The organism is Plantactinospora sp. B5E13 (assembly GCF_039871775.1).
Lineage (GTDB): Bacteria > Actinomycetota > Actinomycetes > Mycobacteriales > Micromonosporaceae > Plantactinospora.
Window position 1 is genome coordinate 112,381 of the sequence record NZ_JBDPLT010000016.1, and the last position, 13,758, is coordinate 126,138.

Here is a 13,758-nt window from a genome sequence, read left to right on the forward strand (position 1 = left end):
GCCCGGGCTCAGGGAGTGTCGAGCCGGTGGGTGAGCGCGGTGTGCCGGCGCCCGGTCCCGGCGGTACGGACCGCGATGGCGAGCGCCTTGCGGGAACCGACCAGGACGACCAGCTTCCGGGCCCGGGTCACCCCGGTGTAGAGCAGGTTCCGCTGCAGCATCGTGTACGAGCTGATCGTCACCGGGATGACCACCGCCGGATACTCGCTGCCCTGCGACCGGTGCACCGTGATGGCGTACGCGTGCTGGAGTTCGTCGAGCTCGTCGAAGTCGTACCCGATCTCCTCGTTCTCGTCGGTGCGGACGGTGAGCTGGCGCTGTTCCAGCGAGAGGTCGGTGACCACGCCGACGGTGCCGTTGAAGACCCCGGCGACCCCCTTGTCGTAGTTGTTGCGGATCTGGATGACCTTGTCGCCGACCCGGAAGACCCGGGCGCCGTGCCGACGCTCCGGCCGGCCCTCCCGGTACGGGGCGAGCGCCTGCTGCAGGGCGGTGTTCAGGTTGCCGGCCCCGGCCGGCCCCCGGTGCATCGGGGTGAGGACCTGGATGTCCCGGGGATGCAGGCCGAACTTCCGGGGCACCCGCCGGGCGACGATGTCGACCACCAGGTCGGCGGTCGCCTCCGGCTCGTCGGCGGGGAAGAGGAAGAAGTCCGGGTACTCGCCGAGCAGCGGCGACTGGCCGGCGTTGATCCGGTGGGCGTTCACCACCACCCCGGACTCCTGCGCCTGCCGGAAGATCTTCGTCAGTCGTACCCGGGGAATCGCCTCGGCGGCGAGCACGTCCCGGAGCACCTCGCCGGCCCCGACCGAGGGGAGCTGGTCGACGTCGCCGACCAGCAGCAGGTGGGCGCCGGGCGGCACCGCCTTGATCAGCTTGTTGGCCAGGATCAGGTCCAACATGGACGCCTCGTCGACGACGATCAGGTCGGCGTCGATCGGGTTGTCCCGGTCGTGGGTCGGGTCGCCACCGGGGCGCAGCTGCAGCAGCCGGTGCACGGTGGCGGCCGGGTGGCCGGTCAGCTCGGTCATCCGCTTCGCGGCCCGGCCGGTCGGCGCGGCGAGCACGATCTTCGCCTGCTTCGCGGCGGCGAGCTGGATGATCGACGAGACGGTGAACGACTTGCCGCAGCCGGGTCCGCCGGTCAGCACCGCGACCTTCGAGGTGAGCGCGAGTCGTACCGCGGTCTCCTGCTCCGGCGCCAGGTCCGTCCCGGTCCGGGTCCGCAGCCAGGCCAGCGCCCGGTCCCAGTCGACTCCTGCGAACGCCGGCATCCGGTCGGCCGAGGTACGCAGCAGCCGTAGCAGACTGTTCGCCAGCGCGGACTCGGCCCGGTGGAACGGCACCAGGTAGACGGCGGGGATCGTGCCGCCCTCGACAGTCGGGTTCGGCACCGCCTCCCGGACCACACCCTCGTCGGCGGCGAGTTCGTCGAGACAGCTCCGGACCAGCTCCACCGGTACGCCGAGGATCTCCGCCGCGTCCGCGACCAGGTTCGGCTCCGGCAGGTAGCAGTGGCCGCCGTCGGCCGCCTCGGAGAGCGTGTACTGGAGGCCGGCCTTGACCCGCTGCGGGCTGTCGTGCGGGATGCCGACGCCCTTGGCGATGGTGTCGGCGGTCTTGAAGCCGATGCCCCAGACGTCGGCGGCGAGCCGGTACGGCTCGTTGCGGACGATCGAGATCGAGCCGTCGCCGTACTTCTTGAAGATGCGTACGGCGAGCGAGGTGGAGACGCCGACGCCCTGGAGGAAGACCATCACCTCCTTGATCGACTGCTGTTCGGCCCAGGCTGCGGCGATCATCTTCGTCCGCTTCGGCCCGAGCCCGGGCACCTCGACCAGCCGGCCGGCCTCCTCCTCGATCACCCGCAGCGTGTCGACGCCGAAGTGTCCGACGATCCGTTCCGCCATCTTCGGGCCGATGCCCTTGATCAGCCCGGAGCCGAGGTAGCGCTCGATGCCCTGGATCGTCGCCGGCAGCACGGTGGTGTACGACTCGACCTCGAACTGCCGCCCGTACTTCGGGTGCGAGCCCCAGCGCCCGACCAGCCGTACGCTCTCCCCGGGCTGTACGCCGAGCAGCGAACCGACGACGGTGAGCAGGTCGGCGCCGCTGCGGTCGGTGGCGAACCGGGCGATCGTGTAGCCGGTCTCCTCGTTGGCGTAGGTGATCCGTTCCAGCACCGCCTCCAGCACCACCCCGCCGGGGCGGTGTCCGGTCGCCGGCGCCTGCTGCACGGTCACCCGAGCATCATGCAGCACGCGGGTGACTCCGCTCTCGCCCGCCACCGGCGTATCGTCCGCCCCGGCCGCCGCGACCTGCGGTGATCCGGACCCCGGGTGGGGTGGCCGGATCTAGCGTGGGGCCATGGACGATGCCAGGAACGCCGAGCAGGCCGTGGTGATCGACGGGGAACTGCACGAGCTGCTGGTCATGCTCGCCAGCTACCGCAACCAGACGCCGCTGGAGGCGGTCACCGAGCTGGTCGAGGCAGAGTTCGAGCGGATCGAACCCGGGCTCCTGGACGACCTGCGCCGCCCCGGCGCGGCGATCAAACGCCTGTACGCCGCGACCGGCCGGCCGGTGCCGGCGGTCTTTCAGGAGTCGGTACGCCCCGAGTTCGGTCGGGCGGCCCTGCTCCGAGAACTGGACGAAACCGGCGAACTGCACCGGATCTAGTCACTCGCCGTTCTTGTTGCCTCAGCCTCGTCGTCCTGCTGGCGGGGTCCCGGGTCAGCAGGTTCGGCGAGCAGGATGCCGCGCCAGAGGTCGAACAGGTCGGTACGCGGCACCGGCAGCGCGATTCCGCAGGCTTCGAGCAGGGCTCGCAGACTCGCCCGCCGGTGGGCGCACGGGTGGCGGGCGCCGCAGGCACAGCGGTTGTCGCCGCCGGGCTGGTGGAGTTGGTGCAGGGTGTGGGCGATCCGCCACAGCGTCGGCAGCACACAGTCCGGCGGTGGTTCGGTGGGTGGGTCGAGTGGGTCGAACGGCAGTCGGCTCATCGTCCGGTGGCCGGGTGGCGACGTGGGTCGAGTGGTAGGCGGGTCATCGGCCACCTGCCGGTGGTGGCAGCGGGTCGAGTCGGCGTCGCCAGCCGTGGGTGAGCAGTGGTGCGAGGCGCAGCAGCAGGGTCGGTGGCCTGGGTTCCGGCGTCGGTGGTAACACCGGGAACCCCAGTTCGACCAGGCGGTTCGCGGCCACGTTCGCCGGTTGGCACGGGCCGGGGGTCCGGCAGATCGGGCAGGTTCCGGTTTCGGGATCGGGTACGTGCGCGGCGAGGATCGTGTGTGCCGCCTCGGCTTCCCGGCTCGCCCGGGATCGGTACGTCGTCATCGGCTGTCCCTCCTCCCCGGGCGGTTCTGGAAACCGCGCGGGTGACGAAGGGCGGGCACCCGGCCGCCCGGCCCGCCGCTCTCCGAGGGGGGAAGAGGCGGGTTCGGCGGGCCGTGCCGTCGACGTTCCGGGTGCCCGCCCGGCTCAGGCCGGGCCGCGTGGACTGGTCGACGCGGCACCGGGTCGGGACCGGGCGGGACCGGGCCACCTGCCTCGACGTCGCCGCACCGGCACCACCACCGCGCCGACCCGTACGGGTGGGCTGTCTGGGCTGGTCGGGACGTGGTAGACAGACGGGGAGTCGTTCCCCGGGACGCGGTCCATCGTGCTCGCTCCCTTGTCGGCTCGTACGCCGGATCGGGGTGGGCTGGCCGCCAAACCGACCACCCCGGTCCGGATCTCTCCACTTCCGACAGTCACCCCTGGTGACCGTCGACACACGCCCAGCATGCACATGGAATCGTGGCTATGCAAGCTTGCATCGAAACTTTTCTTGCGGAATGCTGATGGCCATCGACGGATGCCGAGGAGGTTGTCGTGCCGAACGAGCAGGCGTTCACCCTGCGGGCCCAGTGGCTCGGTCAGCAGCTCCGCGAAATGCGTGAGTCACGGAAGCTGACCCTGAAGGCGGTCGGCGACTTCATCAAGCGCGACCCGTCGACCGTCAGCCGGATCGAGTCCGGCATGCTGCCGGCCCGGGTGCCCGAGGTGTTGGCCTACCTCGACATCTGCGGTATCGACGACCGGCAGCGCCGGGAAGACCTCAAGACGATGTCCGAGGACGCCTGGCAGAAGGGCTGGTGGGACGGCTTCACCGCGAACGTCGCCTCCTCACTCATCGACTGGATCTGGTTGGAGAGCCGCGCCGCCGAGATCTACTCGTTCCAAGTGAGCGTGCTGCCCAGCCTTTTGCAGACCCGGGAGTACGCCGAGGCGCTCATCCGGGCTGCCCATCCCGATGCGACCGAGGATCAACTCAGCCGGTTTGTCGACCTGCGGATGAACCGCCAGCAGCGCCTGAATGGCGACGGCCCGGTCCGGCTCAGCACCATCATCGACGAGGGCGCGCTGCGTCGGGTGGTCGGTGGTCCGGAGGTGATGCGAGCACAGCTCGCCCACCTGCGGGAAGTGACCCGACGCCGGCATATCGAGGTGCTGGTCCTGCCCTCCGAGGTCGGCGCCCACCCCAGCCCGAACGGCGCCTTCGACGTGTTCCGGATGCGCTCGCCCTACCCGGTCGCCGGCTTCGTCTCCACGCCCGCCGGCAACCTGGTGGTCGAAGGCGACAAGGCTGAAACGCTGTTCCAGAAGTACGATCGGCTGCGTGACGTGGCCCTGCGGGAGAAGGCCACGATCGCATTCCTGACCGAACTGGAAACGCGTCTGGAGTGAGCACCATGGCGGCACAGCACGCAGCGCGGGCCGTCGCGCTGCCCGAGGTGGCCTGGCACGTCAGTACCCGCAGTGGAAACGGGGACGGCAACTGCGTGGAGGCCGGTCCGGTCCTCGACACCAGCGGTCGGGTCGCGGTCCGTGACAGCAAGGACCGCAGCGGACCCGTACTCCTCTACACCGGCAACCAGTGGGGCGTCTTCCTCACCGCTCTCAAGGGCAACGCCCTCTGCGCCTGAACGTCGTGATCACGTAAACCGTGGCCTGCCGCAGCCGGCCAACGTTCACGTGATCACGGATGGCCCGTTCCGCCGGCGTTGGGTATCCGGGGGATTCCTGACCGATCTGGTGACGCGTCTGGAGTGAGCATCATGGCGGCACAGCACGCAGCGCGGGCCGTCGCGCTGCCCGAGGTGGCCTGGCACATCAGCAGCAAGAGCGACGGCGGCAGTGGCAACTGTGTAGAGGCCGGTCCGGTGCTCGACAACAGTGGCCGGGTCGCGGTCCGTGACAGCAAGGACCGCAGCGGCCCCGTACTCGTCTACACCAACAACCAGTGGGGCGTCTTCCTCACCGCTCTCAAGGACAACGCCCTCTGCGCCTGAACGTCGTGATCACGTAAACCGTGGCCTGCCGCAGCCGGCCAACGTTTACGTGATCACGGATGGCCCCAGTGATGCGTGACGTGGTTCTGCAGGAGGGGACGAGGCGTTGTGGGCACGTTCGGAACCGGACCATTCAGCAGTGACGGTGCGCTGGACTTTCTTGACGAACTCGCCGAACGCCCGCCACGGCAGCACGTCGAGGTGCTTCGGCACGTGTTCGAACACGTCCTTGCCCACCGCGAACTCCTATGGCGGGAGTTCTTCCCCGACCAGGTCGTCGCGGCGGCAGCCCTTGTGGCCGCCGCCCTCCCTGGCGGCGAGCAACTACAGCACCGCCTTGCGCAAGTGTTCGACGAACCAGACGCGGTGCTGCCCGAGCCGGTACCGAACCTTGCGGCGTCCGCGCTCGACGCGCTGCACTTCGTGGCTGGTCCCGGCGGGGCATGGCATCAGGGTTGGACAACCGAGACTGACCGTGCCGAGGCTCGGCAAGCCATCGACGACCTCGCAGCCATCCTCCGAGCAGCAAATTCGTAACATCACCAGACACGCCACTCAAGCGAAGATCGCGAAGTGCGGCTGGCGCTAGACGATCATGGAGGGGATCTTCCCGGCTCGGGTCAAAGATAGTCGAAGTAGCGGGTCCACCAGGTGGCGTCGCCCGGTGCGAAGGTGGCGGGGTCCCAGGTGCCGTCGTAGCGTTGCCAGAGGGGTTCTTCGGGGATGAGGGTGTAGCCCAGGTCGTCGAGGGCCTGGCGGATTCGGGTGGAGTCGTCCGGGTGCAGCAGTTGGCCAGCCGCCTCGGCGTCCCAGACGCCGGGGTTGTCGACGGCGAGGACCGCCAGGCCGCCGAAGTTGCTGATGACGATGACGAGCGGGTGGCCGGTGGCGGTGGCTGCGGCCGGGATGGCGATGCGGCCGTGGAAGCTGGCGTCTTGCACGTGCTGGTCGACGTCGGTCTGGCAGTTGAAGTCGCGGTCGAGTCGCTCGGACAGGTGCTTGAATCGTGCCCTGGCTCGTCGGTGGTCGTAATTCGCGGGGATCTCGAGGTGTTCGGGGTCGTCGAGAGAGTGCATCAGCTGCCAAAGCTGGGCTTCGTCGGCCGGCATCCACTCATTGTGCCTGTCCGTTTCTGACCTGAGGGTGCTGAGGTTGTGGGCGCTGGGCCGGGGCGGGGTGGTCCGGCGGGGCGGGCGGTCGCGCAGGCGGGCCCCCATTACGTGAAGTCATCGTGTGACGCTTCAACCGGAGTCGGACACTCGGCGCCTGAACGTCGTGATCACGTAAACCGTGGCCTGCCATGGCCGGCCAACGTTTACGTGATCACGGCGCGGTCGGGAAGGGTCAGCGGCGGCGGGGCGTGACCAGCCCCGACTCGTACGCCCAGACGACCAGTTGCGCCCGGTCCCGGCAGTGCAGCTTGGTCATCGCCCGGTTGACGTGGGTCTTGGCGGTCAACGGGCTGATCACCATGCGCTCGGCGATCTCGTCGTTGCCCAACCCCCGGGCGACCAGCTCGACGATCTCCTGCTCCCGGGCGGTCAGCACGTCCCGCCCGGCGGACGGGTCGGCCGGCGCCGGCCCGGCGACGAACTCACTGATCAGCGTACGGGTCACCGTCGGGGCGAGCAGTGCGTCACCGCGCGCCACGATCGTGATCGCCTGCAACAGGTCGGCGGGGTCGGCGTCCTTGAGCAGGAACCCGCTGGCACCGGCCCGGAGCGCGGCGAAGACGTAGGCGTCGAGCCCGTAGTTGGTGAGGATGAGGACCCGGACCGCGGCGAGGCCGGGATCGGCGGCGATCCGCCGGGTGGCCTCGATGCCGTCGAGTCCCGGCATCTGCACGTCCATCAGGACCACGTCCGGGCGCAGACGTCGGGACAGCTGAACGGCGGCGGCGCCGTCCCCGGCCTCGCCGACAACCGCCAGGTCGTCCTCGGCGTCGAGCAGTGCCCGGAACCCGGCCCGCATCAACGCCTGGTCGTCGACAAGAAGCACCCTGATCACGTTGGCCCGTCCAGCGGGAAGGTGGCCCGGACCGCGAATCCGCCGCCGTCGCGGGCGGCGGTGTGCAGGGTGCCACCCAGCCCGGTGACCCGTTCCCGCATGCCGCGCAGACCCACGCCGGGGGTCACCGGTCGGCTCGGTGACGCCCGGCCGTCGTCGGTCACGCAGACGGTCAGCCGCTCCGGGGCGTACTCGATGTCGACCCGGGCGGTGGCCGGGCCGGCGTGCCGGGCCACGTTGGTCAGCGCCTCCTGGACGACGCGGTATCCTGCCTGGTCGACCTCGGCCGGCAGCTCCCGCTGACCGGTGACGGTCAGCTGCACCGGTACGCCGGCCGCCCTCGTCCGCTCGGCGAGACCGTCTACCCCAGCCAGCCCCACGGGATCCACATCGGACGCGCTGCGCAGCACGCCCAGGGTGGCCCGCAACTCCCGCATCGCGGCGCCGCTGGCCTCCTGAATCGCCAGCAGCGTCGCCGACGGCTCCTTGCCCTGCTTACGGGCCAGGTGTACGGCGATCCCGGCCTGTACCTTGATGACGGAGATGCTGTGGGTCAGCGAGTCGTGCAGATCCCGGGCGATCCGCAGGCGTTCCTCCCCGGCTCGACGTAACGCCATCTCCTCGCGGGTTCGTTCGGCCTCGACCGCCCGCTGCTCGACCTGCTCCAGGTACGCCCGGCGCTGCCGCGCGACCAACCCGGCGACGTTGGCGGCCACGAACCAGCCGAGCAGCAGGGAGGTCCGCTCTGCGACCTGCTGCGCGGGCTGGTCGGCGGGCGCGACCGCGAAGTCGCGGAACAGAAAGCAGCCGAGGAAGACCAGGCTGGCCAGGGCGGCGGCCGCCCGGTGCCCCCGCCAGGCGGCGAGATAGACGGTGCCGAGGACCGGAAACGCGGCGGCCGGGCCGGGATGGAGCCGGAAGTGCACGGCGAGCATGGCGGCGGTCACCACCACCAGCGCCGGCACCGGGAACCGCCGGCAGACGGCCAGCGCCGCCACCATGACCAGGACCAGGGCGACGTCGAGGGCCCGGATCGGCCTGGCGTCGGGCGCGAGCGCGGCGTTGCCGAGCAGTAGGCCGCCGAGGGCGAGGCCACCGAGCGCGTACGGGAGGTCGCGGCGCATGCCCGCACTGTAGAGCGGCCGGTCAGCGGGGCGCATCCCACGGCTGCGGTAGCCGGGGCCTACCACGGACGCGGTATCGGCGGCCGGGCAGGTGTCCACGGCCGTACGACGTTTTCCCGACCCGCCCCGACGAGCATCGAGCCCATGACATACCGCTTCTTCCGTCCCGCACCGGTGCGGTCGGCGACCGGGCTCACCGCCGAGGTCTACCGGCAACTGCGGGACGAGTTCCTCGGGCCGGTGCCCACCTTCCGGGCGCTCTCGGCCGCACCGGAGCTGCTGGCCGCGACCTGGGCGTTGATGCGCGAGTCCCTGCTCGCCGGACAGACGTCCCGGGTCGACCGCGAGCTTGTCGCCTCGGCGGTGTCCCGGGCGAACCACTGCCGGTTCTGCGTCGACGCCCACGTGATGCTGCTGCACGCACTCGGCGAGTCCGAGCTGGCCGAGATGATCGCCAGCGGTGGAACGCCGTCGGAGCCGAGGTACGCCGCACTTGTCGCCTGGGCCGAGACCAGCCGCAGCCCTCGGTCGACCGACTGGACCAGCCCGCACCACCCCGAGATCACCGGCACCCTGCTCGCCTTCCACTTCGTCAACCGGGTCGTCTCGGCGTTGCTCGACCCGGACCTGCTCCCCGGCGGCCTGCAGCGTTCCCCGCTGGTGCGGACCGCCGGGGGCCGGCTCGCCGCGCGACCCGCCCGGCAGCCGAAGGAACCCGGCCGCAGCCTCCCACTGCTCGGCGATGCTGCCACGGCACCACCGGACTGGGCCGGGGACAGCCCGGTCGGTGTCGCGTACGCGGCGCTGCGCGACGCCGCCGCGCAGGGCGGAACCCTGCTGGGCGAGACCGCGCGGGAGACCGTGACCGCCACCGTGCACTGGGAGGACGGGCGGCACCCGGACCGGCCCGTCGAGTGGGCCACCGAACTGGTCCGGGGACTGCCCGACCGCGACCGGACCGGCACCCGGATCGCGCTGCTGGCGGCGTTCGCGCCCGGCGCGATCAGTGCCGACGACGTCGCCCGCTGGCGGCACGGCCATCCGGCCGACGCCGACCTGGTGCGGCTGGTCGCGTACGGCGCGATCACCGCCACCGACCACGTCGCCCGGGCGCTCGTCCCGGCCCACCCCTAGGAGGTCACCATGCGCAAGTCCCTGGTCGTCGTCACCCTCGTGCTGCTCTTCGCGTTCGTCGCGCAGTTCGTCTTCGCCGCCGTCGGCGCCTTCACCCGGCCGGGCGGAGACGGGGCGTACGTCCTGCACAGCGTCACCGGGATGATGGTCATCCCGGTGCTCATCCTGCTCACCATCCTGATCGCCGTGCTGGCGAAGGCACCGGGCCGGCTGGTCGGGCAGGCCAGCCTGACGCTCGGCCTGGTCGTGCTGCAGCCTTTCATCGCCATGCTCGCCAGGGCGTTCAACGACGCGGCGGGCACCAGCACCGGGGTCGGGCTGACCATCGGAGGGCTGCACGCGCTCAACGCGATCATCGTCGTACACGTGGCGGTCGGCGTACACCGGGCGGCGCGGAAGCTGGCCGAGCCGGCGCCGGCGGACCCAACCCCGGTCGGCGTCCGGGAAGTGGAGCCGGCGTGAGCACCGCCTCGCTGCTCGTGGCCGACCTGGTGATCGCGGTTCTGGCAGCCGCCGCGTGGCTGGGCGGCGGCGCCGCGTCCGCCGCCCGGCGGCGTCGGCCCGCCCTGTGGCTGGCCGCCGTCGCGCTGCTCGCCACGCTCGCCCGTGCGGTCACCGTCACCGCGCTCGCCCGCGCCGGCTGGTGGTTCGCGGCGGAGAAGGTCCTGATCGCCGCGCCCCTGTCGCTCGCGGCGCTGGCCGTCGCCGGGTCGCGGCTGCTGCGGGCCCCGGCCGACATCCGGTCCGTCGCGCTCGCGCTGCTCTTCGCCGGGTACGCACACAGCGCCGCCCTGCTCGTGACGGTCCTGCACGGCTACCCGGCGTCGGCGGGTGCCGGACTGCTCGCGGTCGCCGGGGTCGTCGCGGCGACCGCGGTGTCGTGGCGGGCCCTCGGCACGCAGCCGTCCCGGGCGGTGTCCCGGACCGCCCTGGTGGTGGCGGTCGCGGCGCTGGTGACCGGCACCGGGCTGGCCGTCACCCCGGGGGCCGCCCCCGCGGTCCCGCACGACCACGACTATCGCGACACCCAGCCGGTGGGCGAACCGACCCGACGGTTCACCCTGACCGCCGGGACCGCCACCGTGGACGTGGACGGCCGGAAGGTCGCGGCGTGGGCGTTCGACGGGCAGGTCCCCGGGCCGGAACTGACCGCCACCGTCGGCGACGTCGTCGAGGTGACGCTGCGCAACCGGGACATCGGGCGGGGCGTCACGCTGCACTGGCACGGGTACGACGTACCGAACAGCCAGGACGGGGTGCCCGGGGTGACACAGGCGGCGGTGCTGCCCGGCGAGGAGTTCGTTTACCGGTTCCGCGCCGACCAGGTCGGGACGTACTGGTACCACACGCACGCGGTGTCGGACGTCGGCGTGCGGATGGGCCTCTACGGCGTGCTTGTCGTCCGTCCGGCACCCACCTCCGGCGTCGACTCCTCCGTGCCGGGCGTCGACGTCACGGTGCCGGTGCACACGTTGGCCGGACTTCCACTGCCCGTGGCGCGGGTGGAGCCGGTCGGGGCGGGCGTTCCGGTACGGCTGCGTCTGATCAACACCGACAGCACCACCCACCGGTACGCCCTGGCCGGGACCCCGTTCCAGGTCGCCGCGATCGACGGGTACGACCTGCGCGGCCCGACCCCGCTGGTGGAGATCGCCGTGCTGATCCCGGCGGGTGGCCGCTACGACCTGGTCTTCAGCGCGCCGGCCACACCGGTGGCGCTCTTCGTCGACGGTCGGACGGTCTGGTCGACCGGGCCGGTGTCGGCGTCGACCGGCACGTGGCCGGTACTGGACCCGCTCGGCTACGGCGTCAGCGCGCCGGTGCCGTGGTCCAGGTTCGACCGCGAGTTCACCCTGGTCCTCGACCGTGGCCTCGACCTGCGCGGACTGCTTCCCCGGTACGCGCACACCGTCAACGGCGCGGCCGACCCGGACATCCCGTCCCAGGTCGTACGCCTCGGCGACGTCGTCAGGTTCACCATCGTGAACCGGTCACTGGAGGTGCATCCGTGGCACCTGCACGGCCACCACGTCCTGGTGCTGTCCCGCGATGGGGAGCCGGCGCGCGGCAGCCCGCTGTGGTTGGACTCGTTCGACGTACGCCCGGGTGAGGTCTGGGAGGTGGCGTTTCCGGCCGACAACCCCGGGGTGTGGGCCAACCACTGCCACAACCTGCCGCACGCCGACGCCGGAATGGTCCTGCACCTGATGTACGGCTGAACGTCGGCCGCAAGCCTGATCCTTGGAAGGTTGCGGTGCATGCCGAGCCGGAACTCGACACGAATCACGAGGATCTGAGCAGCATGTCGGACCGGGTCGCCGTTGGCCCAGCGGCGCCCGGTCACGGCCGTTGACGAGGGTCCAGCGGTCGGCGGGGTTCGCCGCGCCGCCGGCTCGTCACCCGGCGGCGGACTTACGGCAGGTACTCGTTGCCGAGCAGCAGTTGGTGCAACTCGGCGGAGATGGCGGCGACCTGTTCCATGTGCGCGTTGTGCCCGAACGATCGTGGACGGGGGATGTCCACGTCGACGAGCTTGTTCAGCCGGCCCGGTCGGGCGCTCAGCACCGCGACCCGGTCGGCGAGCAGCACGGCCTCCTGGATCGAGTGGGTCACGAAGACCACCGTCGTGCCGAGCTCGATGTGGATCCGCTGCAGCTCGACCGCCAGCTCCTCCCGGGTCAACGCGTCCAGGGCGGAGAACGGCTCGTCCATCAACATCACCTTGGGACGCTGGATCAGCGCCCGGCAGAGCGAGACCCGCTGCTGCATGCCGCCGGAGAGTTCGTGCGGCAGCTGCTTGGCGAAGCCGTCCAGGCCGGTCATCTCCAGCAGCCGCATCGCGTGGTCGCGGTGCTGTGCCCGCTTCATGCCGAAGATCTCGACCGGCAGCAGGACGTTGTCCAGCACGGTCCGCCACGGCAGCAGTGCCGGCCGCTGGAACACCATCGCGACGTCGCGGCGGGGACGGCTGACCCGCTCCCCGGCGACCAGCACCTCACCGTCGGTGGGTGGGATCAGACCGGCGATCAGCCGCAGCAGGGTCGACTTGCCGCAGCCGGAGCGGCCGATCACGGCCAGGAACTCGCCGTTGGCGATGTCCAGGTTGAGGTTCCGCAGCGCCTCGACGGGGCCGCTCTTGCCCTTGAAGGTCCGGTTCAGTCCGGCGATCTTGATCATTGGGCTCTCCATGAGGGATGCGGATCAGGATGAGATCGACCGCGCCCACGGCACGAGGATCCGTTCGAGACCCACCATGGCGTAGAACAGGGCAGCGCCCATGACGGCGAGCAGGGTCAGTGCGGCGAAGGCGAGCGGTGTGTCGGCCGACTGCCCGGAGGAGGAGATCACGTAACCGAGCCCCTGGCTGGGTTGAACCACCTCGCCGATGATGGCGCCGATGATGGCCAGCGAGGTGGCGACCTTCAACCCGATGAAGATCTGTGGCAGGGCCCAGGGCAGCCGGACCCGGATGAAGGTCTGCCACCAAGAGGCGGAGAGCGACCGGGCCATCTCACCGAGGTCGGCCGGCGTCGAGCTGAGCCCGGCCATGGTGGCGACCAGGATCGGGAAGAAGCAGAGCAGGATGGCCATCAGGACCTTGGCCTCGGGCTCGATTCCGACCCAGATCAGCAGCAGCGGGGCGAGCGCCACCTTCGGCACCGCGTTGATCCCGGCGATCGCCGGAAAGGTCATCCGCTCCACGGTCCGCGAGGCGGCGAGCAGGATGGCCAGCAGGATCGCACCGACCGTGGCGATGCCGAAGCCGATGACGGTCTCCAGCAAGGTCACGCCGGCATGCTTGAACAGGTCCTGAGGGATCTTCAGGAACGACTCCACCACGTCCGGCGGCGCGGGCAGGAAGAACGGCTCGATGCTGAATACCCGGGTGATACCCCACCAGAGACCGATTATCAGCACGGTGCCGAGGGTGGGTAACCCGATGTTGGTCCACCGTTGAGGTGGCCGGGAACTGTCAGTCATGGTGATTTCCCTGAGGGATGGGAGTGGGGGGCGGCGCGGGCCGGAATCACCGTGACGCGCACGTCGGCCGCGCCGCGAGGGGACCGGTGGTGGGACGGCGGCCATCTCGGCCACCGTCCCGACCGTCAGGTACGCCTGCCGCTCGGGCAGGGGATTCCGACCAGGGCCGGAACCGTTTGGTA

General features: G+C 70.9%; 16 protein-coding genes. 8 read left to right on the top strand and 8 right to left on the bottom strand.

All coding sequences use genetic code 11. The annotated features are described in order from the left end of the window. Positions 1–8: 8 nt before the first annotated feature. On the bottom strand, positions 9–2,237 hold the full coding sequence (locus ABGB05_RS17120; RefSeq protein ID WP_347654459.1) for an ATP-dependent RecD-like DNA helicase: 2,229 nt from the start codon (positions 2,235–2,237) through the stop codon (positions 9–11). Between the two features lie 130 nt (positions 2,238–2,367). On the opposite strand from ABGB05_RS17120, the gene ABGB05_RS17125 reads away from it, so the two are divergent. Next, positions 2,368–2,679 (top strand): hypothetical protein, encoded by a 312-nt coding sequence (locus ABGB05_RS17125; RefSeq protein ID WP_347654398.1) that lies wholly within the window; start codon positions 2,368–2,370, stop codon positions 2,677–2,679. Here ABGB05_RS17125 and ABGB05_RS17130 read toward each other — a convergent pair. Continuing rightward, positions 2,676–3,002: a hypothetical protein gene (locus ABGB05_RS17130; RefSeq protein WP_347654399.1), complete on the bottom strand. Its 327-nt coding sequence runs from the start codon at positions 3,000–3,002 to the stop codon at positions 2,676–2,678. The genes ABGB05_RS17125 and ABGB05_RS17130 overlap by 4 nt on opposite strands. A 43-nt stretch (positions 3,003–3,045) precedes the next feature. Further along, entirely contained in the window at positions 3,046–3,333 is a 288-nt protein-coding gene (locus ABGB05_RS17135) for a hypothetical protein (protein ID WP_347654400.1), read from the bottom strand. Between the two features lie 537 nt (positions 3,334–3,870). On the opposite strand from ABGB05_RS17135, the gene ABGB05_RS17140 reads away from it, so the two are divergent. From ABGB05_RS17140 to ABGB05_RS17155, 4 genes are all read left to right on the top strand, one after another. Next, on the top strand, positions 3,871–4,725 hold the full coding sequence (locus ABGB05_RS17140; protein WP_347654401.1) for a helix-turn-helix transcriptional regulator: 855 nt from the start codon (positions 3,871–3,873) through the stop codon (positions 4,723–4,725). A gap of 5 nt (positions 4,726–4,730) precedes the next feature. Further along, positions 4,731–4,964: a DUF397 domain-containing protein gene (locus ABGB05_RS17145; protein WP_347654402.1), complete on the top strand. Its 234-nt coding sequence runs from the start codon at positions 4,731–4,733 to the stop codon at positions 4,962–4,964. A gap of 132 nt (positions 4,965–5,096) precedes the next feature. Then, a complete protein-coding gene (locus ABGB05_RS17150; protein WP_347654403.1) occupies positions 5,097–5,330 on the top strand; it encodes a DUF397 domain-containing protein in 234 nt (77 codons plus the stop codon). A 108-nt stretch (positions 5,331–5,438) separates the two neighbouring features. Continuing rightward, positions 5,439–5,867: a DUF4259 domain-containing protein gene (locus ABGB05_RS17155; RefSeq protein ID WP_347654404.1), complete on the top strand. Its 429-nt coding sequence runs from the start codon at positions 5,439–5,441 to the stop codon at positions 5,865–5,867. 83 nt (positions 5,868–5,950) lie between these two features. Here ABGB05_RS17155 and ABGB05_RS17160 read toward each other — a convergent pair whose 3' ends face one another. The 3 genes from ABGB05_RS17160 to ABGB05_RS17170 form a co-directional block, all read right to left on the bottom strand. After that, positions 5,951–6,439, bottom strand: a complete 489-nt coding sequence (locus ABGB05_RS17160) for a hypothetical protein (protein ID WP_347654405.1) — start codon at positions 6,437–6,439, stop codon at positions 5,951–5,953. Positions 6,440–6,674: 235 nt separating this feature from the next. After that, complete coding sequence (locus tag ABGB05_RS17165) at positions 6,675–7,337, bottom strand: response regulator transcription factor (RefSeq protein WP_347654406.1); 663 nt, start codon at positions 7,335–7,337, stop codon at positions 6,675–6,677. Beyond that, positions 7,334–8,461, bottom strand: a complete 1,128-nt coding sequence (locus ABGB05_RS17170) for a sensor histidine kinase (protein WP_347654407.1) — start codon at positions 8,459–8,461, stop codon at positions 7,334–7,336. Before ABGB05_RS17170 ends, ABGB05_RS17165 begins: the two co-directional genes overlap by 4 nt. A 144-nt stretch (positions 8,462–8,605) precedes the next feature. Here ABGB05_RS17170 and ABGB05_RS17175 point away from each other — a divergent pair, with 144 nt between their 5' ends. From ABGB05_RS17175 to ABGB05_RS17185, 3 genes are read left to right on the top strand one after another with little or no spacing between them, the layout of a single operon-like run. Then, entirely contained in the window at positions 8,606–9,595 is a 990-nt protein-coding gene (locus tag ABGB05_RS17175) for a carboxymuconolactone decarboxylase family protein (protein WP_347654408.1), read from the top strand. Between the two features lie 9 nt (positions 9,596–9,604). Continuing rightward, entirely contained in the window at positions 9,605–10,057 is a 453-nt protein-coding gene (locus tag ABGB05_RS17180; protein WP_347654409.1) for a DUF6220 domain-containing protein, read from the top strand. Beyond that, positions 10,054–11,814, top strand: coding sequence for a multicopper oxidase family protein (locus ABGB05_RS17185; protein WP_347654410.1), 1,761 nt, complete (start codon positions 10,054–10,056; stop codon positions 11,812–11,814). Before ABGB05_RS17180 ends, ABGB05_RS17185 begins: the two co-directional genes overlap by 4 nt. 193 nt (positions 11,815–12,007) lie before the next feature. Here the strand turns inward: ABGB05_RS17185 and ABGB05_RS17190 are convergent, their stop codons facing one another. Both ABGB05_RS17190 and ABGB05_RS17195 read right to left on the bottom strand, forming a co-directional pair. After that, positions 12,008–12,772, bottom strand: a complete 765-nt coding sequence (locus ABGB05_RS17190; RefSeq protein WP_347654411.1) for an ABC transporter ATP-binding protein — start codon at positions 12,770–12,772, stop codon at positions 12,008–12,010. Between the two features lie 24 nt (positions 12,773–12,796). Next, entirely contained in the window at positions 12,797–13,576 is a 780-nt protein-coding gene (locus tag ABGB05_RS17195; RefSeq protein WP_347654412.1) for an ABC transporter permease, read from the bottom strand. Positions 13,577–13,758 lie beyond the last annotated feature (182 nt).